This is a genomic window from Streptomyces sp. NPDC015131 (assembly GCF_043079975.1).
In the GTDB taxonomy this organism is placed as follows: domain Bacteria; phylum Actinomycetota; class Actinomycetes; order Streptomycetales; family Streptomycetaceae; genus Streptomyces.
In genome coordinates, this window is the sequence record NZ_JBIBVB010000002.1 from 1,023,557 (window position 1) to 1,043,171 (window position 19,615).

Sequence of the window (19,615 nt, forward strand, 5' to 3'; positions counted from 1 at the left end):
CGGGGGCGCGCGGCCGTCGGCTCACGGGCGCAGCGTCATCTCGCGGCGCGGCTCGCGCTCGTCGATGCGCGGGTCGAAGGTCCGCAGGGGCGCGGCCTTCGCGGGGTCGGCCGGGGCGACGCCCGCCCAGGCGAGGATGCGGGCGGTGGCCTTCGTCCGGTCGGCCTCGGTGAGGCCCTCGACGTTCGCCCCGTGGTTGGCGCCGGGCGCGGTCATCACATAGGAGTCCCGGGCGCCGAGGTCGACGCGGAACTTCTCCGAGCCCCACGGGTCGTTGCCGCCGTACACGAAGAGCATGCTGCGGCCCTGGGTGCGCACCCAGGTGTCGACGTCGCGCATCGCCCAGGGCTTGAAGCGCACGGGGATGTCGCGCGGCACGAAGTTGCGGGCGGGCTGGTAGCCGTACCGCGTGAGGCCCTTGAGGTGCGGTACGCGCAGGCTGGGCGAGCCGAGTTCGGTGGCGGCCTGGTAGTAGTACGGGGTGTACGGCTCCAGGCCCTGGTCGGTGTAGTTGGCCCAGCCGGAGTAGGTGTCGACGGTGTCGTACACCTCCTGGTCGGAGGCGGTGGCGGCGGCCGGGATCGCGGCGCAGTCGGCCTCGGTGTGGTACTGCCAGAAGCCCCAGACGAAGTCCAGGACGACCGCCTCGTAGGCCCGGTCGAGGCCGCCGACGGTGGTGAAGGTCGCGCCCTCGGCGGCGGCCCAGGCGCGCAGCTTCTCCTGGAGCGGGGCGCGGCGGACCAGGGCCTCGCGCTGGAGGGCGTTCAGCCGGTCGCGGCACTCCTCGGTGGACACCTTCGCGAAGAACCGGTCGTACGCCGAGTCCTCGTGCTCCACGACGTCGTTGGGGGCGACGTAGGCGACGACGCCGTCCATGTCACGGGGGTAGAACCGCTCGTAGTAGGTGGCGGTCATGCCGCCCTTGGAGGCGCCGGTGGCCAGCCACTTGCGGTCGTAGACCTTCTTCAGCGCGGTGAAGATCCGGTGCTGGTCGGAGGCGGCCTGCCAGATGTCCAGCTTGGACCAGTCGGCGGGCTGGGGGCGGGACGGGGTGAAGAAGCGGTACTCCAGGGAGACCTGGTTGCCGTCGACGATGCGGGTCGGTTCGGCCCGTCCGGGGCGGGTGCTGACGGAGTACCCGCTGGTGTGGAAGACGGTCGGCCGGGTGGTGTCCTTGTGCAGCAGGGTGAGGCGCTGCTCGAAGGTGCCCTTGGAGCGGTCGCGGTGGTCGACCGGCTGGGTGTAGGTGAGGACGAAGTAGCGGTAGCCGGGGTAGGGCTTCTCCTCGACGAGGGTCATCCCGGGGATCGCCAGGATGCGGTCCTTGATGTCGGTGGCCCTGCCGCTGTCGGCGGGTCCGGCGGTGGTGGCCGTGCCGCTTTCGGTGGACCTGCCGCTGTCGGCGGGTCCGGCGGCGGTGGCCGTGCCGGCCGCGCTCACGGTGCCTATGAGCACTGTGAGTGACAGCAGCCATCTGAGCGCCTTGCGCATGCACCCTCCACGTGGGTTCGCTGTGGTCGCCGCGAACCTAGTGGGATCAACGGGGTTGCCGCCAGCCCCCGTTGGGGCGGGTCAGCAGAGGATCCAGCCGGTGGAGGCGCCCCGGCCGGCGATGGTGGCGGAGGCGCGGACGCAGCGGTTGAGGGCGTGGACGGTGACGGGCCCGGCCTGCCGGGTGAAGGCGCCCGCGTCGACGGCGGCCCGTCCGCCGCGCGGCTGGATGGAGACGGCCATGGCGCGGCGGGCGCCCGGCCTGGCGGCGAGGGCGAGCGCGCAGGCGTACTGGCGGTTCTTGTAGACGCGCAGCTCGCCGGTGGCGAACCGGCTGGTTTTGACCAGCCGCCCGGAGCAGGCGGTGGCCGCCGCCTCGGCGGGCGGGGCGGCGGGTCCGGCGAGCACGAGGAGCCCGGCGGCGACCAGCACCGCGAGCATATGGCTGAGCAGTCGCCCTGTCCTGGCCGCGGCCGTCCCGTCGAACACGTGTACCCCTTCTCGCCTTGTGAGCGTACGTGCGTACGACGCGGGGCGCCCGCGGATGGTTGCCTTCCGCTCCCCGGCCGCCCCACGGGCCGGGACTGCGCCGGAGCCCCGGGGACCCCCGCGAAGCCCGGCGCCCGCGCACCTGCGCCGCCGCGCCGCCGCACCGGAGCCCGGCGCCCCCGCGACCGCCGGCGCCCCGGGACTACGCCGGCGCCTCGGCCGGGACCTCGCCGATGAAGGTGCGCCACAGCTCGGCGTACCGTCCGCCGCGGGCCAGCAGCTCCTCGTGGGTGCCGTCCTCGGCGACCCGGCCGTGGTCCATGACGACGACCCGGTCGGCCCGGGCCGCCGTGGTGAGGCGGTGGGCGACGACCAGGGTGGTGCGCCGGCCGGCGAGGCGGTCGGTGGCGGCGTTGACCTGCGCCTCGGTCGCCAGGTCCAGCGCGGCCGTCGCCTCGTCGAGCAGCAGCACGTCCGGGTTCACCAGCTCGGCGCGGGCCAGGGCGATCAGCTGCCGCTGGCCCGCCGAGAGGTTCCGGCCGCGCTCGGCGACCTCGTGGAGGTACCCGCCGTCCAGCGTGGCGATCATGTCGTGGGCGCCGACCGCGCGGGCCGCCGCCTCCACCTCGGCGTCGCTCGCGCCGGGACGGCCGTACGCGATGGCGTCGCGGACCGTGCCCGCGAAGAGGTACGCCTCCTGCGGGACCACGCCGAGCCGGTGCCGGTACGCGGTGAGGTCCAGCTCCCGCAGGTCGGTGCCGTCGGCGGTGACCCGGCCGGACGTCGGGTCGTAGAACCGGGCGACCAGCTTGACCAGCGTCGACTTGCCCGCGCCGGTCTCGCCGACGAAGGCGACCGTCTGGCCGGCCGGGACGCGCAGGTCCACCCCGCGCAGGGCCGCCTCGTCGTCCCCGTACGCGAAGGAGACGTCCTCGAAGGCGATGTCGCCGCGCAGGGACGGCACCGGCCGCGGCTCGGCGGGCGCGGCGGTGGAGGTCTTCTCGCGCAGCAGCTCCTGCATCCGGCCGAGCGAGACGGCCGCCTGCTGGTAGCCGTCGAAGACCTGCGACAGCTGCTGCACGGGCGCGAAGAACAGGTCGATGTAGAGCAGGTACGCCACCAGGGCGCCGGTCGTCAGCGTCCCGGCCTCCACCCGGCCGGCGCCCACGATGAGCACCGCCGCGGCGGCCACCGACGACAGGAGCTGGACGAACGGGAAGTAGACGGAGATCAGCCACTGGCCGCGCACCCGGGCCTCGCGGTACTCGGCGCTGCGCGCGGCGAACCGCTCCGCGCCCGTCCGCTCGCGCCGGAACGCCTGGACGATCCGCAGGCCGGACACCGACTCCTGGAGGTCGGCGTTGACGACGCTGATCCGCTCACGGGCCAGCTCGTACGCCTTGACGCTGGAGCGCCGGAAGAAGACGGTGCCCACCACCAGCACGGGGAGCGTCGCGAAGACCACCAGGGCGAGCTGGACGTCGATCACCACGAGCGCGACCATGATGCCGAAGAAGGTCACCAGCGACACGAACGCGGTCACCAGCCCGGTCTGGAGGAACGTCGACAGGGCGTCCACGTCCGTGGTCATCCGGGTCATGATCCGGCCGGTCAGCTCGCGTTCGTAGTAGTCGAGCCCGAGCCGCTGGAGCTGCGCGAAGATCTTCAGGCGCAGCGCGTAGAGGACCCGCTCGCCGGTGCGGCCGGTCTTGCGGATCTCCCCGGTCTGCGCCACCCACTGGACGAGCACCGTCGCGAGCGCCAGGGCGGACGCCGCCCACACCGCGCCGAGGGCGGCCTTCTCCACGCCGTCGTCGATGCCGTGCCGGATCAGGATGGGCAGCAGCAGGCCCATGCCCGCGTCGACCGCGACCAGCGCCAGGCTGACCAGCAGCGCCCCGCCGAAGCCGCGGAGCAGCCGGCGCAGGCCGTACGACTTCTCGGGCGTGACCGCCCGGACCTCGTCGACCTCCGGGGTGTCGGTGGCCGGGGGCAGCGCCTCGACCTGGGCGAGCAGCTCGGGCGTGGCGCCGTCGGCGGTGTCGGGCGCGGCGGCGTCGGCGTCGCGGACCCACAGGGCGGGGGTGATGCCCCGCTCGGCGTCGAACTCGGCGTCCAGCTCCTCGCGGAGCGACCGGTCCTCGGGCAGGGCCGGGGGCTTGGCGTGGCCGGGCGAGACGCCGCCCAGCTCGTCGGGGTCGGTCAGCAGCCGCCGGTAGAGCGGAGAGCGGCGCTCCAGCTCCTCGTGGGTGCCGATGTCGGACAGCCGGCCGCCGTCGAGGACGGCGATCCGGTCCGCGAGGTTCAGGGTGGAGCGCCGGTGGGCGATGAGCAGGGTGGTGCGGCCGGCCATCACCGAGCGCAGCGCCTCGTGGATCTCGTGCTCCACGCGCGCGTCGACCGCGGAGGTGGCGTCGTCGAGGACCAGCAGCCGCGGGTCGGTGAGGATGGCCCGGGCCAGGGCGATGCGCTGGCGCTGCCCGCCGGACAGGGTCAGGCCGTGCTCGCCGACCTTGGTGTCGTAGCCGCCGGGCAGGTCGGTGACGAAGCCGTCCGCCTGGGCGGCGCGGGCGGCGGCCCGGATCTCCTCGTCGGTGGCGCCGGGCCTGCCGTACGCGATGTTGGCGCGGACCGTGTCGGAGAACAGGAAGCTGTCCTCCGGTACGAGCCCGATGGCGGCCCGCAGCGACTCCATGGTCAGCTCGCGCACATCGTGGCCGCCGACCAGGACGGCGCCGTGCGTGACGTCGTAGAAGCGCGGCAGGAGCATCGAGACGGTCGACTTGCCGCTGCCGGAGGAGCCGACGACGGCGACGGTCTCGCCGGGGCTGATCCGCAGCGAGAAGCCGTCCAGGACGGGGCGGCCGTCCTCGTAGGCGAAGGACACGTCGTCGAACTCGACGCTCGCGGCGGCGTCGGCCGGCAGCTCCCTGGTGCCGTCCTGGATCGCCGGTTCGGTGTCGATGAGCTCCAGGACGCGTTCGACGCCCGCGCGGGCCTGCTGGCCGACGGTGAGGACCATGGCGAGCATCCGGACCGGGCCGACGAGCTGGGCGAGGTAGGTGGAGAAGGCGACGAAGGTGCCGAGGGTGATCTGGCCGCGGGTGGCGAGCCAGCCGCCGAGCGCCAGCATGGCGACCTGCCCGAGGGCGGGCACGGCCTGGAGGGCGGGGGTGTAGCGGCTGTTCAGCCGGATGGTGCGCAGCCGCCCGGCGAACAGCTTCCGGCTGGCGTCCCGGATCTTGCCGGTCTCCTGGTCCTCCTGCCCGAAGCCCTTGACGACCCGGACGCCGGTCACCGCCCCGTCGACCACGCCCGCCACGTCGGCGGCCCTGGCCTGGGCGTACCAGGTGGCGGGGTGCAGGCGGGTGCGGCTGCGGCGGGCGATGAACCACAGGGCGGGCGCGACGGCGAGCGCCACCAGGGTGAGCGGCGGCGACAGCCACGCCATGACGACGAGGGAGATCAGGAAGAGCAGGATGTTCCCGATGGTCATCGGGAGCATGAACAGCAGGCCCTGGATGAGCTGGAGGTCGCTGGTGGCGCGCCCCACGACCTGCCCGGTGGACAGCTCGTCCTGCCGCCGCCCGTCGAGCCGGGTGATCGTCCCGTACATCTCGGTGCGCAGGTCGTGCTGGACGTCGAGGGCGAGGCGCCCTCCGTAGTAGCGGCGGATGTACGTGAGGACGTAGACGGCGACGGCGGCGCCGAGGAGCAGGCCGGTCCAGACGGCGAGGGAGCGGGTCTTCGCCCCGATCACGTCGTCGATGACGACCTTGGTGATCAGCGGCACGAGGGCCATGACGCCCATGCCCGCGAGGGACGACCCGAGCGCGAGCACCACGTTGCGCCGGTACCGCCAGGCGTACCCGGACAGCCGTCGTGCCCATCCCTGCTCTGCCGCCGCCACGTGGTGCCTCCCGGTTTCGGCCATGGGCCGCTCGACCTGATCTACCGGAAGGCACCAACGCGGGTGCGTGCGGATTTCATCCCTCCGCGGGGGTCGGCCCTTGGTCCTAGGGCCGTGGGCCGAGTGCCGCGGCTAGCGCGGGGCGCTGACCAGGTCCTGGGCGGCGCGGCCCGGGACGGCCGGGACGGCTTCCTGCGGGACGGCCGGCGGGACGAAGACGTCGGCGCGGCGGGCGGCCGGGTTGAGGTCGGCGTGCACCACGCGCGCGACGGCCTGGATGGTGTTGATGCCGTCCTGCATGGTCGCGTTGTCCTGGGTGAGGACGGTCAGCTGGTAGTTGTGCGCGGTGCCGGTGAAGGCGCCGATGGAGTGCACGCGCCAGCCGTGGGTGGCGCGCGGCAGCCAGCCGTTCTTGACGTGGATCTTCGCGGTGGCCGGGGCGCCGGCCGGGGTGCCCCAGCGCTGCGCGGGGACGACCTGGTTCATCAGGTCGAGGAGGTACGCGCGGGACGCGTCGGTGAGGACGGCGTTCTTCGCGGTGATCAGGGCCAGCAGCTTCTGCTGGTCACGGGCGGTGATCTGGGTGAGCCCCCAGTAGCCGCCGGAGCCGGGGACGGTCCTGGTCATACCGGCCGCGGTGAGGAAGCCCTTGACCTTGGTGACGCCGAGCTGCTTCCACAGGGCGGTGGTGGCGTCGTTGTCCGAGGTGGTGATCATGGCCTTGGCGCGGGACTTCTCGGTCGCCGTCAGGGCCCGCTTGGACTTCTGGGCGTCCCACAGGAGCGTGGCGAGCACGGTCGTCTTGACGACGCTGGCCGAGTCGAAGGCGGTGTCGGGGCGCAGGACGCAGCTGGTCTTGCTGACACGGTCGTTGACGAGGATCGCGGTGGTGGACTTGCGGCCCTTGAGGGCCGCGTTGATGTCCTTGACCAGCTTGGCGGCGAGGCCGGCCTTCTGGGAGGTGCACGCCACGGCCGGGGCCGCGGCGGTCGCGGGCGTGGCGGCGGCGGTCGGCAGGAGCACCCCGAGGGCGACGGCCGCGCACACGGCCCCGCGCCGTCGACGGGATATGGAGAGTCTCTTCACGCCATCGATGACTCGGTACGAGGCGAAAAGTTGTACGGACTCCGGTCATCCGGCGCGCGTGGCGCTCGTCACAGACGGGGCCGGGCCCCACGCGCGCGTGGGGCCGGGCGTCACGGACGGGACCGGGCGCCACGCGCGCGTGGGGGCGGACGTCACAGGTGGGTGGGGGCGAACATCCGCAGGACGGCCGGCAGGACGACCACCGACGGGCCGGGCGCGGCCAGGGCCGCGGCGAGGTCCCCGGCGAGGGCGTCCGGAGTGGTGCGCACCGCCGGGACGCCGAAGGACTCGGCCAGGGCCACGAAGTCGGGGCGGGCCAGCTCGGTGCCGGTCGGCTCGCCGAAGGCCTCCGTCATGTACTCGCGGAGGATGCCGTATCCGCCGTCGTCGACGATCAGCCAGGTGACGTCCAGCCCGTACTGGCGGGCGGTGGCCAGCTCGGCGATCGAGTACATGGCGCCGCCGTCGCCGGAGACGGCCAGGACCGGCCGGGTGGGGTCGGCCGCCGCCGCCCCGAGCGCGGCCGGGAAGCCGTAGCCCAGGCCGCCGGCGCCCTGCGCGGAGTGCATGGTGTTGGGGCGGCGGGCGTCGAAGGCGGACCAGGCCCAGTAGGCGAGGATCGTCATGTCCCAGAAGCTGGGGGCGCCGTCCGGGAGGGCCTCGCGCACGGCGGCGAGGACCCGCCGCTCCAGCGCCAGGTCCTGGCCGTCGATCCGGGCCCGTACCCGGTCCAGCAGGGCCCGTACCCGCCCGGCCGCGGTGTCGTCCCGCCGCCGCGGAACCGTCTCCAGGAGGGCGGACAGCGCCAGGCGCGCGTCGGCGTGGATGCCCAGGGCGGGGTGGTTGGACTCCAGCTTGCCGAGGTCCGCCTCGATCTGCACGACCCGGCCGCGCGGCGCGAAGGTGTGGTAGTTCGAGGAGAGTTCGCCCAGCCCCGAGCCGACCACCAGCAGGACGTCGGCGTCCTCCAGGAAGTCGGTGGTGTGCCGGTCCTCCAGCCAGGACTGGAGGGACAGCGGGTGCTCCCAGGGGAAGGCGCCCTTGCCGCCGAAGGTGGTGACCACGGGCGCGTCGAGCCGCTCCGCCAGCGCCCGCAGCTTCCCGGCCGCGTCGGAGCGCACCACGCCGCCGCCCGCGACGATCGCCGGCCGCTCGGCGCCGGCCAGCAGGTGCGCGGCCAGCGCGGTCAGCTCGGGGCGGGGCGGCAGGTCCTCCGGGGTGGCGTCCACGGCGGTGACGACGGGCAGTGTCGTCCCGGCGAGCAGGACGTCCTGCGGGATCTCCACCCAGACCGGGCCGTGCGGGGCGGTCAGCGCCGACTTCCAGGCGGCGGCGATCGCGGAGGGGATCTGCGACGGGGTCCGCACGGGGTGCACCGACTTGACGATGTCGCGGAACGAGGCGGCCTGGTCGCGCAGTTCGTGGAGGTAGCCGTGGCGCCCGCCGCCGAGCCCGGCCGCCGGGACCTGGCTGCCGATGGCGAGGACGGGCGCGCTCGCGGCGGCGGCCTCCTGGAGCGCGGCGAGCGACATCAGGGCGCCGGGGCCGGTGGACAGCAGGAGCGGCGCGGCCTCGCCGGTGATCCGGCCGTACGCGTCGGCGGCGAAGCCCGCGTTGTTCTCGACGCGCAGCCCGACGTACCGGAGCCGGGAGCGGCGCAGCGCGTCGAACATCCCGAGCGCGTGCTGCCCGGGCAGCCCGAAGACGGTGGTGGCGCCGAGTCCGGCCAGCGTCTCGACGACGAGGTCGCCGCCGTTGCGGCCGGCCGGCGGGTTCAGCGCGGCCTCCGTCTGGGCGGCGGTGGGCCGCAGGACGAGGTCGTGGTCGTGGGTCATGAGGGGTCCCCGGAGGAGGCGCGGGCGGTCGGGTGCGGGCCGCGGGCCGGGCCGCGGGCGTCCCGCGGGGGGACGCCCACGACCCGGTCCGGTGCTACTTCGCGCCGGTGGCGCGCTGCGCGGCGATCTGGCGGGACATGATGGTGGTCAGCTCGTACGCGGTGTGCGAGGCGGCCACCGAGGTGATCTCGGCGTGGTCGTACGCCGGGGCGACCTCGACGACGTCGGCGGAGACCAGGTTGCAGGAGGCGAGGCCGCGCAGGATCTCCAGCAGCTCGCGGGAGGTCATGCCGCCGGCCTCGGGGGTGCCGGTGCCGGGGGCGTGGGCGGGGTCGAGGCAGTCGATGTCGATGGAGATGTACAGCGGGCGGTCGCCGATGCGCTGGCGGAGCTGGTCGGCGACCTCGTCGGCGCCGCGCCGGTAGACGTCGGCGGAGGTGACGATGCCGAAGCCCATCTTCTCGTCGTCGGTGAGGTCCTGCTTGCCGTACAGCGGGCCGCGCGTGCCGACGTGGGAGAGCGCCTCGGTGTCGAGGATGCCCTCCTCGACGGCCCGGCGGAACGGGGTGCCGTGGGTGTACTCGGCGCCGAAGTAGGTGTCCCAGGTGTCGAGGTGGGCGTCGAAGTGGAGCAGGGCGACCGGGCCGTGCTTCTTGGCGACGGAGCGCAGCAGCGGCAGGGCGATGGTGTGGTCGCCGCCGAGGGTCATCAGGCGGGCGCCGGTGCCGAGGAGGTCGTCGGCGGCGGCCTCCACGGTCTCCACGGCCTCGTTGATGTTGAAGGGGTTCACGGCGATGTCGCCGCCGTCGGCGACCTGCGCGAGGGCGAAGGGCGAGGCGTCCTGCGCCGGGTTGTACGGGCGCAGCAGGCGGGACGCCTCGCGGATGGCGTTGCCGCCGAAGCGGGCGCCGGGGCGGTAGGAGACGCCCGAGTCGAAGGGCACGCCGACGACGGCGACATCGGCGGTGCCGACCTCGTCGAGGCGCGGCAGCCGCGCGAACGTGGCGGGCCCGGCGTAGCGGGGGACGCGGGAGGAGTCGACGGGCCCGCGGGGCGTCACGTTCTCGTTGCTGCTGCTCATGTCCAAATGCCTTCTTTCAACGACTTGTCGGCCTATAAGACTAACCGTGGGCCGGGGTGGTCCCGGGTGCGGAGGGTGCGGAGGGTTCGGCGGCGCCCCGGTCGTCGGCGCCCCGGTCGGCGGCATCCCGGTCGGCGTCGCCCGGGTCGTGGCCCGCGAGGCGGGCGCGCCAGACGGCGAGGACGGCCTCGTCGGTCGGCGGGGTGCAGAGGGAGACGACGACGTAGGTGGCGAGGGAGGCGAGGAGGCCGTAGTAGACGGGCTCGGTGGCGAGGATGCCGTACGCCGCCATCAGGCCGGTGACCGCGAGGCCGCCGGCGGCGACGGAGGCCAGCGCCCCGGCGGCGGTGCCGCGCCGCCAGAGGAGCCCGCCGAGGATCGGCACCAGCAGGCCGCCGACGAGGAGGTTGTACGCGACGGTCAGCGCCTCGACCACGTCGTTGAGGGCGATCGCGACGGCGATCACGGCGACGCCCATGACGACGATGAAGGCGCGGTTGTCCCGGACCTCGTCGGCCGCGCCCTCGCGTGCGCCGGCGGTGGGGGCCAGGCCGCGCAGCCGGGACCAGATGTCGTTGTTGGCGACGGTCGCACAGGCGATCAGGGCGCCCGAGGAGGTGGACATCACGGCGGCGAGGGCGGCGGCGAGCACCAGCCCGCGCACGCCGACGGGCAGTTCGTCCCTGACGATGGTGGCGAAGGCGTCGTCGGCGGCGGCGAGGTCGGGGTACATCACCTTGGCCGCCGTGCCGATCACGGCCCCGGCGACGGCGTACACCAGGCAGTAGGTGCCGGCGACCGTGCCGCCCCAGCGGGCCACCTTGTCGTCGCGGGCGGTGAACACCCGCTGCCAGATGTCCTGGCCGATCAGCATGCCGAAGGTGTAGATCAGGACGTAGGTGAAGATCGTCTCGCCGCCGATGCCGAGCGGGGCGAAGTAGTCGTCCGGGAGCCGGTCCCGCATCTCGGCGAAGCCGCCCGCCTTGACGACCGCGATCGGCAGCAGCAGGAGCAGCACGCCGATCGTCTTGACCACGAACTGCACCATGTCGGTGAGCGTGATCGACCACATGCCGCCGAGCGCCGAGTAGGCGACGACGATGGAGCCGCCGAGGACGATCGCGAGCGTCCGGTCGAGGTCGAAGAGGACGTCGAAGATGGTGGCGTACGCGATGGTCGAGGTGACCGCGAGCATCAGGGTGTACGCCCACATCACCACGCCCGAGATGACGCCCGCCCGGCCGCCGTAGCGCAGGTCGAGCATCTCGGAGACGGTGTAGACCTTCAGCCGGGCGATGCGCGCCGAGAAGAAGACGGAGAGCGCGAGCAGGCCGAGGCCGATGGTGAACACCATCCAGGCGCCGGACAGGCCGAACTTGTAGCCGAGGCCCACGCCGCCGATGGTGGACGCGCCGCCGAGGACGATCGCCGCCATGGTGCCCGAGTACATCCAGGGCCCCAGGCGGCGGCCGGCGACCAGGAACTCGCTCTTGGACCGGGCGCGGCGCATGCCCCACCAGCCCATCGCCAGCATGCCGGCCAGATAGACCACGATCACGGTGTAGTCGACGGCCATGGGGCCTCCTTCGCGTACCTCGGTGGCGTGTCGTGCGGGGGAAACGGCGCCCGGCGGTCGTGCGGGGACATCCGCCCGTACCCGCGCCGCCGGTCGGGACGACAGTAGGTGGCCGGAAAGCGGCGCTGAAGTGTACGTTTCCTCCACCCGAAGCCCTGCCGATGGAGGAAACGTCCATGTCCGAGGTGACGCCCGCGCCGCCGGGGCCCGCCATCCCGCTCACCGCGCTGCTCGGCCGGGAGGACCTGGGGCTGCGGCTGCTGGCCGGGCCGTCCGGCGTGGACCTGCACTGGGTCCACACCTCCGAGATGGCCGACCCCTTTCCGTACCTGCTGGGCGGCGAGCTGCTGATGACGGCGGGCGTGCAGCTCACCGACCCGGAGCGGTACGTGGCGCGGGTCGCCGCGGCGGGCGCGGCGGCGCTCGGCTTCGGGGTGGCGCCGGTGTACGAGGCGGTGCCCGGCGAGCTGGTCGCGGCCTGCGAGCGGCACGGGCTGCCGCTGCTGGAGGTGCCGCCGAGGACGCCGTTCACGGCGGTGGGGCGCGCGGTGTGGCGGCTGATGGCGGAGGCCCGCCACCGCGAGCTGCGCCGGGTGACGGAGGCCCAGCAGTCGCTCGCCACCGCCGCGGCACGCCCGGACCCGGTGCCCGCCGTCCTGCACGCGCTGGCGTCCCGGCTGGGCGGGCGGGCCGCGCTGTACGCCCCGGACGGCACCGAGCACGCGGCGGCCGGCCCCGCGCCGGAGCCGGAGGCCGCGGCGGCCCTGGCGCGGCTGGCGCGGCTGCCGCACGAGGGCTCGCGCCCCGCGTCGGCCGCCGACACGGTGGCGGGCAGCCACCTCGCGGCGTACGCCCTCGGCGGCGGCCAGGGCCTGGTGCTGGGCCTCGCCACCGGGCGCCGGGAGCCGGGCGACCACACGGTCGCGGGCGTGGCGGTGGTCCTGCTGTCGCTGCTGACCGCCCCGCACCAGGGCGCCGACGAGGCGGCGCGCTCCGCCGCGCTGGTCCGCCTGCTGCTGGGCGCCGCGCCCGGGGAGGCCGCCCCGCTGCTGGGCGAGGCGCCCTGGACCGTGGTGCACGCGCGCGGGGAGGGCGCCGCGCCGCCGCTGGGCACCCCGCTGGTGGACGCCCGGGACGACGGCACCGTACGGGCGCTGCTGCCCGCCGGCCGCGCGGTCGCCCCGCACCCGGGCTGGACCCTGGGCGTGAGCGCCCCGGCGGGCCCGGACGGCCTGGGCGCGGCGGACCTCCAGGCGGCCCGCGCCCTGCGCCGCGCCCAGGCGGCGCACCGGCCGCTCGTCCGGCACCGGGCGGGCGGGCTGGGCGCGCTGGTGGACCCGGACGAGGCGGCGGCGTACGCGCGGGAGCTGCTCGCCCCGCTCACGGAGCCGCTGCGCGAGACCCTGCGCGCGTGGCTGTCCCTGCACGGCAGCTGGGACCGGACGGCCACGGCGCTGGGGGTGCACCGCAACACGGTGCGGCAGCGGATCGCGCGGTGCGGGGAGGCGCTGGGCGTGGACCTGGACGAGGCGGAGGTGCGGATGGAGCTGTGGTTCGCGCTGCGGTGGCCGGAGTGACGGTTCTGACAGTGGCGGGATCTGGACAGTCTCCGTGACTGCCCGGTAACTTCGTCTGAGCAAGCGCTTAGCCAGCAGTATCACCGCCGTATGACCAAGGAGGCGTCCGTGCGCCGTACCGTTTTCAGCGAGGACCACGAGGCGTTCCGGGAGACCATCCGCGCCTTCATCGAGGCCGAGGTCGTCCCCGTCTACGACGAGTGGTTCGCGGCCGGCCAGGCGCCCCGCGACTTCTACTACAAGCTCGGCGAGCTGGGCGTCTTCGGCATCAACGTGCCCGAGGAGTTCGGCGGCGCGGGCCTCGACACCCACAAGTTCGAGGCCGTCCTGTACGAGGAGACCGCCCGCGCGGGCGTGAACTTCGGCGGCTCCGGGGTGCACGTGCTGCTCGCCCTGCCGTACATCAAGATGCTCGCCACCGACGAGCAGAAGAAGCGCTACCTGCCCAACTTCGTCTCCGGCGAGGAGATGTGGGCCCTGGCCATGACCGAGCCGGGCACCGGCTCCGACGTCGCGGGCATGAAGACCACCGCCAGGCTGTCCGAGGACGGCACGCACTACGTCCTCAACGGCGCCAAGACCTTCATCACCGGCGGCGTCCACGCCGACCGCGTCATCGTCTGCGCCCGCACCTCCGCGCCCAGCGCCGAGGACCGCCGCTTCGGCATCTCGCTCTTCGCCGTGGACACCAAGTCCGAGGGCTACTCCATCGGCCGCAAGCTGGACAAGCTCGGCCTGCGCACCTCCGACACCGCCGAACTGGCCTTCGTGGACGTCAAGGTGCCCGTCGAGGACCTGCTCGGCGAGGAGGGCAAGGGCTTCTACTACCTCGGCCACAACCTGGCCTCCGAGCGCTGGGGCATCGCCTTCGGCTCGTACGCGCAGGCCAAGGCCGCGATCCGGTTCGCGCAGGCGTACGTCACCGACCGCACCGTCTTCGGCAAGCCGGTCGCCCACTTCCAGAACACCAAGTTCGAACTGGCCGCCTGCCAGGCCGAGGTGGACGCCGCCGAGGCCGTCGCCGACCGCGCCCTGGAGGCCCTGGACGCCGGCGAGCTGACGCCCGCCGAGGCCGCCTCCGCCAAGCTGTTCTGCACCGAGGTCGCACACCGCGTCATCGACCGCTGCCTCCAGCTGCACGGCGGCTACGGCTACATGAACGAGTACCCGATCGCCCGCCTGTACGCGGACAACCGCGTCAACCGCATCTACGGCGGCACCAGCGAGATCATGAAGACGATCATCGCCAAGTCGATGGGCCTGTAAGTGCCGGAGGCTCTCGACTCCCTGCTCGATCTGCTCGACCTGGAGCGGATCGAGCAGGACATCTTCCGGGGCGTGTCCCGGTCGGCCCTCGTCCCGCGCGTCTTCGGCGGCCAGGTGGCCGCCCAGGCGCTGGTCGCGGCCGGCCGGACCGTCCCCGCCGACCGCCTCGCGCACTCCCTGCACGCGTACTTCCTGCGCCCCGGCGACCCCGGCGCGCCGATCGTCTACACCGTGGACCGCATCCGCGACGGCCGCTCCTTCACCACCCGCCGGGTGGTCGCCACCCAGCACGGGCGGCCCATCTTCCACCTGTCGGCGTCGTTCCAGGCGTACGAGGAGGGCCTGGAGCACCAGGCGGGGATGCCGGCCGCGCCGGACCCCGAGAGCCTGCCGACGGCCGCCGAGATGCTGCCGCGCCACCTCCCCGCCGACGTCGCCAACCGGCTGATCGAGGCCCGCGCCGCGGTGGACCTGCGGTACGCGGAGGTGCCGCCGTGGGGCAGCGTCGGCGAACCCCGCGAGCCCCGCTCCCAGGTGTGGTTCCGCACCAACGGCAAGCTCGCGGACGACCCGCTGCTGCACGTGTGCCTGGCGACGTACGTCTCCGACATGACGCTGCTCGACTCGGTGCTCCTCGCCCACGGGCGCGGCGGCTGGGCGGTCGGGGACGTGGTCGGCGCCTCGCTGGACCACGCCATGTGGTTCCACCGCCCCTTCCGGGCGGACGAGTGGCTGCTGTACGACCAGGAGTCCCCGTCCTCCTCGGGCGGCCGGGGCCTCGGCCAGGCCCGGATCTGGACCCAGGACGGCCGGCTGGCGATCTCGGTGATCCAGGAGGGCGTGGTGCGCGTCCCGCGCGGGTGAGGTTTCCTGGGCGCCATGGAGACTCTGACCGGAGGAACGGCCCTGGCGCTGGCGGGAGTTGTGCTGGGCACCCTGGGCACGCTGGTGGGCCAGCACCTGGCGACGCGGGTGGAGAACCGCCGCCACCAGTGGGAGCGGGCGGCCACCGACCGCGCGGAACGGAAGACCGCCATCCTGGACTTCCTCGCCTCGGCGCAGCGCATCGAACTGGTCCTGGACCGCCGGAGCCTGGGCCTCCCGGAGACGTCGGGCGCCGACGAGGAGGCCCTGCACGACCTCTGGCTGGCCACCAAGGCGGTGGAGCTGGTCTGCGCCGACGGCACGGCGAGCGCGGCCCGCGCCTACGCCAGGACGCTCCACGCGCGCGTACGGGCGGCCCTCCCGGCCGCCGCCGCTCCCCCGGCCCCCGCCAAGCGCGAGCACCGGCACGCCTTCATGACGGCGGCCCGCAGCGAACTGGACGGCCCGCGGCGGGCGTGACGGCCCGCGCGGGGCCGGCCCGCGCCCGGGGTCAGAGCAGGCCCGCCGCCGTGAGCAGGTACTCCGTCATCGGCTCGTAGAAGCGCGGGTCCACCACGTGGTCGTCCAGCGGGACGGTGACCTGCATGGTGCCCTCCGCCTCGCCGATGAACAGCGCCGGGTCGTTGCAGTCCGCGTAGCCCAGGGAGTCGATGCCCCGCTGGCCGGCCCGGCCCGCCCAGCCGTGGTCGGCGACCACCAGGTCCGGCGGGACCTCCAGGTGGTCCAGGATCGCGTTCATCGGCTCCGGCGAGTGCGTGTGCCACAGGCTCGCCCCGCGCTCGAAGACCGCGACGTCCGCGAACTGGACCACATAGCCCTCGTCGGCGATCAGGCCCCCCGGGATGCGGACGATGTCGCACCCGGCGGCCCGCAGCGCGGCGGCCGTCCGGCTGTGGACGTCCAGCAGCGCCCCCGGGTGGCCGGTGGCGAACAGCACCCGCTGCCGCCCGGCGGCGGCCTTGCGCAGCCGCGCGGCCATCCGGTCCAGCGCGTCCACCGTCAGCTCCGGGTCGATGGTGTCCTGGCCCGCCCGGTGCGCCGGGTCGTCGTTGACGCCGCACCGCTCGGCCATGACGGCGAGCACGTCCTGCTCGTCGGTCCACCGGTCGCCCAGCTCCAGGCCGAGCCAGTAGTGGCGGTCGCCGTTGGCCAGCTTGCGGTAGTGGGAGAGGTTGTTGTCGCGGGGCGTGGCGACGTCTCCGGCGATCCGGGTGCGGAGGAGGTGCTCGACGAGGGCGGCGCGGGGTATCGGCATGGCCCCATTGTGCCGTCCCGGCACGGTGCGTGGCGGGGCCGTTCCGTGGGGTGGACGGCTACGGCTCCCGGGCGGGGCCGATGACGTACGTGCCCTTCGCGGGCAGCGTCGCGACCAGGCCCCTCTTCCGCAGCTCGGCCACGGCGCGGCGCACCGTGCCGATGCTGACGCCGTACACCTCGGTCATCGCCCGCTCGCCGGGCAGCGCCGCGCCCTTGGGCAGCTTGCCGGAGGCGATCTCGGCGGCGATGACGTCCGCCACCTTCACGTACTCGTACCGCGGAAGGTCGTCACTCATGACTTCACCGTGCCGCGTCGGCACGCGGACCACATCGGGGGGACGCGTCCCGACGCGGTAGGACGCAGTAGGTAGCGGGGGGACGCGGTTGGCGGTACTGTCGACGCACACAGAAACCCCGGCGACGGCGGCAACCGTCCCGGGGCGTGGCCGATCCGTGCTCTGGAGCAGACCGACATGACCGACCTTATCCGCGCCCTCGTCCAGTGGGCCAGGGCCCCGTTCCGCGCTCATGCGTACGAGGCACCCCTCCCCGTCGAGGCGCCCCGCGAGGACGACCCGCTCCCGGCGCTGCGCTCGCCGTACGGGCTCCACGGGATGCTGGACGGGGCCGAGACGGCGCTGGTGCGCCCGTACCTGCTCAGGGCCGCCGGGTGAGCGCCCCCGCCCGGCGGCCCGTGCGGATGTGCGTGCGGTGCGGCGCGCTCACCCGGGAGCCGGTGACGGTCTCGGAGGTGCACGCCGGGTCGGGGCCCGGGTTCAACGTCTACGCGTGCCCGGAGTGCGCGCCGCACATCCCCAGGCCGCCGGACGCGCTCGACCTGCTCGCCTCCGGCCGGCCGGAGGCCCCGGAGCGCGAACGGGGCTGAGCGTCAGGCCGACAGGGAGCCGATCGCCCCGTGGGCCAGACGGCGCAACAGCGCCTCCATCTCCGTACGGCCGAGCAGGCCGATGTGCGGGGTGGAGTTCAGCAGGCCGAAGACCGCGTGGACGGTGGCCCTGGCCTCGGCCTCGGGGGGCGCCGGGTGCAGTTCGCGGACCACCGCCACCCACAGCTCGACGTACTGCCGCTGGAGCTGGCGGACCCTCTTCCGGTCGCTCTCCCGGAGGCGGTCCAGCTCGCGGTCGTGCAGGGTGATCAGGGGGCGGTCGTCGAGCGCGAAGTCGATGTGCCCGTCGATGAGCGAGCCGAGCAGCGCCTCGGGGTCGCCCGCCGCCTCCTGGACGCGGCGCCGGCCGCCGTCGAGGAGCCGCTCGCTGATGCCGACCAGCAGCTCGGCGAGCATCGCGTCCTTGCCGGGGAAGTGCCGGTAGAGGCCGGGGCCGCTGATGCCGACCGCGGCCCCTATCTCGTCGACGCCCACCCCGTGGAAGCCGCGCTCGGCGAAGAGCCGGGCGGCCTCCTTGAGGATCTGTTCGCGGCGCGTCGGGGCGTCGGTCCTGGTGGTCATGGATCGATTCTAGACAAGGCGGTTAGCGGTCGTTAACCTGATGGGCATACGTTAACGGTCATTAACTGGGGGCATGATGCAGCAGGCGCCCGTGCTGACCAGCACGGCAGATCCGGCCTCCGCCGCCTGGCAGGCCAACGAGGCGGCGCACCACGAGCTGGCCGACGGGCTGCGCGCCCGGCTGGCCGCGGTCCGGCTGGGCGGCGGCGAGAAGGCCAGGGCCCGGCACACCGCGCGCGGCAAGCTGCTGCCGCGCGACCGCGTGGACACCCTCCTGGACCCGGGCTCCCCCTTCCTGGAGCTGGCGCCGCTGGCGGCCGAGGGGATGTACGACGGCCAGGCGCCCGCCGCCGGGGTGATCGCCGGCATCGGGCGGGTGAGCGGGCGCGAGGTGGTGGTCGTCGCCAACGACGCCACCGTCAAGGGCGGCACGTACTACCCGATGACGGTCAAGAAGCACCTCCGCGCCCAGGAGGTGGCCCTGGAGAACCGCCTCCCGTGCGTGTACCTGGTCGACTCGGGCGGGGCGTTCCTGCCCAAGCAGGACGAGGTCTTCCCGGACCGGGAGCACTTCGGGCGGATCTTCTACAACCAGGCCCGGATGTCGGGCGCCGGCATCCCGCAGATCGCCGCCGTCCTCGGCTCGTGCACGGCCGGCGGGGCGTACGTCCCGGCGATGAGCGACGAGGCCGTGATCGTGCGCAACCAGGGCACGATCTTCCTGGGCGGGCCGCCGCTGGTGAAGGCGGCCACCGGCGAGGTCGTGACCGCCGAGGAGCTGGGCGGCGGCGAGGTCCACTCCCGTACGTCGGGCGTGACCGACCACCTCGCCGAGGACGACGCGCACGCGCTGCGCATCGTGCGGAACATCGTGGCGACGCTGCCCGCGCGCGGGGAGCTGCCGTGGGCCGTGGAGCCCGCCGAGGAGCCCAAGGTCGACCCGGCGGGGCTCTACGGGGCGGTGCCGGTCGACTCGCGCACGCCGTACGACGCCCGGGAGATCATCGCGCGCGTGGTGGACGGCTCCCGCTTCCAGGAGTTCAAGTCGGAGTTCGGGCAGACCCTGGTGACCGGCTTCGCCCGGATCCACGGCCACCCGGTGGGGATCGTCGCCAACAACGGCATCCTGTTCGCCGAGTCCGCCCAGAAGGGCGCCCACTTCATCGAGCTGTGCGACCAGCGCGGCATCCCGCTGCTGTTCCTCCAGAACATCTCCGGCTTCATGGTCGGCCGGGACTACGAGGCGGGCGGCATCGCCAAGCACGGCGCCAAGATGGTGACCGCCGTCGCCTGCACGCGGGTGCCCAAGCTGACGGTCGTCGTCGGCGGTTCGTACGGCGCGGGGAACTACTCCATGTGCGGCCGGGCGTACAGCCCCCGCTTCCTGTGGATGTGGCCCAACGCCAAGATCTCCGTGATGGGCGGCGAGCAGGCCGCCTCCGTCCTCGCCACGGTCAAGCGGGACCAGCTGGAGGCGCGCGGGGAGTCCTGGTCCGCCGAGGACGAGGAGACGTTCAAGGACCCGATCCGCGCCCAGTACGAGGAGCAGGGCAACGCCTACTACGCGACGGCCCGGCTCTGGGACGACGGGGTCATCGACCCGCTGGAGACCCGCCAGGTGCTGGGTCTGGCCCTGACCGCCTGCGCCAACGCCCCGCTGGGAGACCCCCAGTTCGGCGTCTTCCGGATGTGAG

17 protein-coding genes are annotated in these 19,615 nt (G+C 74.0%); 7 read left to right on the top strand and 10 right to left on the bottom strand.

All coding sequences use genetic code 11. The features are described from left to right. Positions 1–21 precede the first annotated feature (21 nt). The 7 genes from ACF08D_RS10225 to ACF08D_RS10255 all read right to left on the bottom strand — a co-directional run bounded on the left by ACF08D_RS10225 (position 22) and on the right by ACF08D_RS10255 (position 11,468). Positions 22–1,491, bottom strand: a complete 1,470-nt coding sequence (locus tag ACF08D_RS10225; protein ID WP_392222105.1) for a S28 family serine protease — start codon at positions 1,489–1,491, stop codon at positions 22–24. An 81-nt stretch (positions 1,492–1,572) separates the two neighbouring features. Then, on the bottom strand, positions 1,573–1,980 hold the full coding sequence (locus ACF08D_RS10230; protein WP_392222106.1) for a hypothetical protein: 408 nt from the start codon (positions 1,978–1,980) through the stop codon (positions 1,573–1,575). Positions 1,981–2,182: 202 nt separating this feature from the next. Then, positions 2,183–5,914: an ABC transporter ATP-binding protein gene (locus tag ACF08D_RS10235; protein ID WP_392222107.1), complete on the bottom strand. Its 3,732-nt coding sequence runs from the start codon at positions 5,912–5,914 to the stop codon at positions 2,183–2,185. Between the two features lie 108 nt (positions 5,915–6,022). After that, the gene (locus ACF08D_RS10240) at positions 6,023–6,913 is read right to left on the bottom strand and encodes a serine hydrolase (protein WP_392222356.1); all 891 of its coding nucleotides are present in this window, start codon (positions 6,911–6,913) and stop codon (positions 6,023–6,025) included. Between the two features lie 215 nt (positions 6,914–7,128). Then, positions 7,129–8,811, bottom strand: coding sequence for a thiamine pyrophosphate-binding protein (locus ACF08D_RS10245; protein WP_392222108.1), 1,683 nt, complete (start codon positions 8,809–8,811; stop codon positions 7,129–7,131). Positions 8,812–8,905: 94 nt separating this feature from the next. Further along, positions 8,906–9,892 carry an agmatinase gene (gene speB / locus ACF08D_RS10250; protein ID WP_392222109.1) on the bottom strand — a complete coding sequence of 329 codons (987 nt, stop codon included), beginning with the start codon at positions 9,890–9,892 and terminating at the stop codon, positions 8,906–8,908. A gap of 40 nt (positions 9,893–9,932) precedes the next feature. After that, entirely contained in the window at positions 9,933–11,468 is a 1,536-nt protein-coding gene (locus ACF08D_RS10255) for a sodium:solute symporter (RefSeq protein ID WP_392222110.1), read from the bottom strand. 176 nt (positions 11,469–11,644) lie between these two features. On the opposite strand from ACF08D_RS10255, the gene ACF08D_RS10260 reads away from it, so the two are divergent. From ACF08D_RS10260 to ACF08D_RS10275, 4 genes are all read left to right on the top strand, one after another. Further along, a complete protein-coding gene (locus ACF08D_RS10260; protein ID WP_392222111.1) occupies positions 11,645–13,045 on the top strand; it encodes a PucR family transcriptional regulator ligand-binding domain-containing protein in 1,401 nt (466 codons plus the stop codon). A gap of 108 nt (positions 13,046–13,153) precedes the next feature. Next, positions 13,154–14,311 (top strand): acyl-CoA dehydrogenase family protein, encoded by a 1,158-nt coding sequence (locus tag ACF08D_RS10265; protein WP_392222112.1) that lies wholly within the window; start codon positions 13,154–13,156, stop codon positions 14,309–14,311. Next, on the top strand, positions 14,312–15,175 hold the full coding sequence (locus ACF08D_RS10270) for an acyl-CoA thioesterase (protein WP_392222113.1): 864 nt from the start codon (positions 14,312–14,314) through the stop codon (positions 15,173–15,175). A gap of 15 nt (positions 15,176–15,190) precedes the next feature. Further along, positions 15,191–15,655, top strand: coding sequence for a hypothetical protein (locus tag ACF08D_RS10275; RefSeq protein ID WP_392222114.1), 465 nt, complete (start codon positions 15,191–15,193; stop codon positions 15,653–15,655). 31 nt (positions 15,656–15,686) lie between these two features. On the opposite strand, the gene ACF08D_RS10280 is transcribed toward ACF08D_RS10275, so the two are convergent. Together ACF08D_RS10280 and ACF08D_RS10285 are read right to left on the bottom strand one after the other, a co-directional pair. Continuing rightward, the gene (locus ACF08D_RS10280; protein WP_392222115.1) at positions 15,687–16,451 is read right to left on the bottom strand and encodes a phosphatase; all 765 of its coding nucleotides are present in this window, start codon (positions 16,449–16,451) and stop codon (positions 15,687–15,689) included. A gap of 58 nt (positions 16,452–16,509) precedes the next feature. Further along, a complete protein-coding gene (locus ACF08D_RS10285; RefSeq protein ID WP_392222116.1) occupies positions 16,510–16,749 on the bottom strand; it encodes a GntR family transcriptional regulator in 240 nt (79 codons plus the stop codon). 177 nt (positions 16,750–16,926) lie between these two features. Between ACF08D_RS10285 and ACF08D_RS10290 the strand changes: the two genes are divergently transcribed. Both ACF08D_RS10290 and ACF08D_RS10295 read left to right on the top strand, forming a co-directional pair. Beyond that, a complete protein-coding gene (locus tag ACF08D_RS10290; RefSeq protein WP_392222117.1) occupies positions 16,927–17,127 on the top strand; it encodes a hypothetical protein in 201 nt (66 codons plus the stop codon). Continuing rightward, positions 17,124–17,339 (top strand): hypothetical protein, encoded by a 216-nt coding sequence (locus ACF08D_RS10295; protein ID WP_392222118.1) that lies wholly within the window; start codon positions 17,124–17,126, stop codon positions 17,337–17,339. The genes ACF08D_RS10290 and ACF08D_RS10295 overlap by 4 nt, the downstream gene beginning before the upstream one ends. Positions 17,340–17,342: 3 nt before the next feature. Here ACF08D_RS10295 and ACF08D_RS10300 read toward each other — a convergent pair whose 3' ends face one another. After that, positions 17,343–17,921 (bottom strand): TetR/AcrR family transcriptional regulator, encoded by a 579-nt coding sequence (locus tag ACF08D_RS10300; protein WP_392222119.1) that lies wholly within the window; start codon positions 17,919–17,921, stop codon positions 17,343–17,345. Positions 17,922–17,997: 76 nt separating this feature from the next. On the opposite strand from ACF08D_RS10300, the gene ACF08D_RS10305 reads away from it, so the two are divergent. Further along, complete coding sequence (locus tag ACF08D_RS10305; RefSeq protein WP_392222357.1) at positions 17,998–19,614, top strand: carboxyl transferase domain-containing protein; 1,617 nt, start codon at positions 17,998–18,000, stop codon at positions 19,612–19,614. The last annotated feature ends 1 nt before the right edge of the window (position 19,615 follow it).

Excerpts from the sequence above, each read along its gene's own strand:
- ACF08D_RS10255 (WP_392222110.1), bottom strand. The coding sequence starts at position 11,468 with ATGGCCGTCGACTACACCGTGATCGTGGTCTATCTGGCCGGCATGCTG.
- ACF08D_RS10235 (WP_392222107.1), bottom strand. The coding sequence starts at position 5,914 with ATGGCCGAAACCGGGAGGCACCACGTGGCGGCGGCAGAGCAGGGATGG.
- ACF08D_RS10285 (WP_392222116.1), bottom strand. The coding sequence starts at position 16,749 with ATGAGTGACGACCTTCCGCGGTACGAGTACGTGAAGGTGGCGGACGTC.
- ACF08D_RS10245 (WP_392222108.1), bottom strand. The coding sequence starts at position 8,811 with ATGACCCACGACCACGACCTCGTCCTGCGGCCCACCGCCGCCCAGACG.
- ACF08D_RS10260 (WP_392222111.1), top strand. The coding sequence starts at position 11,645 with ATGTCCGAGGTGACGCCCGCGCCGCCGGGGCCCGCCATCCCGCTCACC.
- ACF08D_RS10290 (WP_392222117.1), top strand. The coding sequence starts at position 16,927 with ATGACCGACCTTATCCGCGCCCTCGTCCAGTGGGCCAGGGCCCCGTTC.
- ACF08D_RS10275 (WP_392222114.1), top strand. The coding sequence starts at position 15,191 with ATGGAGACTCTGACCGGAGGAACGGCCCTGGCGCTGGCGGGAGTTGTG.
- ACF08D_RS10305 (WP_392222357.1), top strand. The coding sequence starts at position 17,998 with ATGCAGCAGGCGCCCGTGCTGACCAGCACGGCAGATCCGGCCTCCGCC.
- ACF08D_RS10300 (WP_392222119.1), bottom strand. The coding sequence starts at position 17,921 with ATGACCACCAGGACCGACGCCCCGACGCGCCGCGAACAGATCCTCAAG.
- ACF08D_RS10280 (WP_392222115.1), bottom strand. The coding sequence starts at position 16,451 with ATGCCGATACCCCGCGCCGCCCTCGTCGAGCACCTCCTCCGCACCCGG.
- speB (WP_392222109.1), bottom strand. The coding sequence starts at position 9,892 with ATGAGCAGCAGCAACGAGAACGTGACGCCCCGCGGGCCCGTCGACTCC.
- ACF08D_RS10225 (WP_392222105.1), bottom strand. The coding sequence starts at position 1,491 with ATGCGCAAGGCGCTCAGATGGCTGCTGTCACTCACAGTGCTCATAGGC.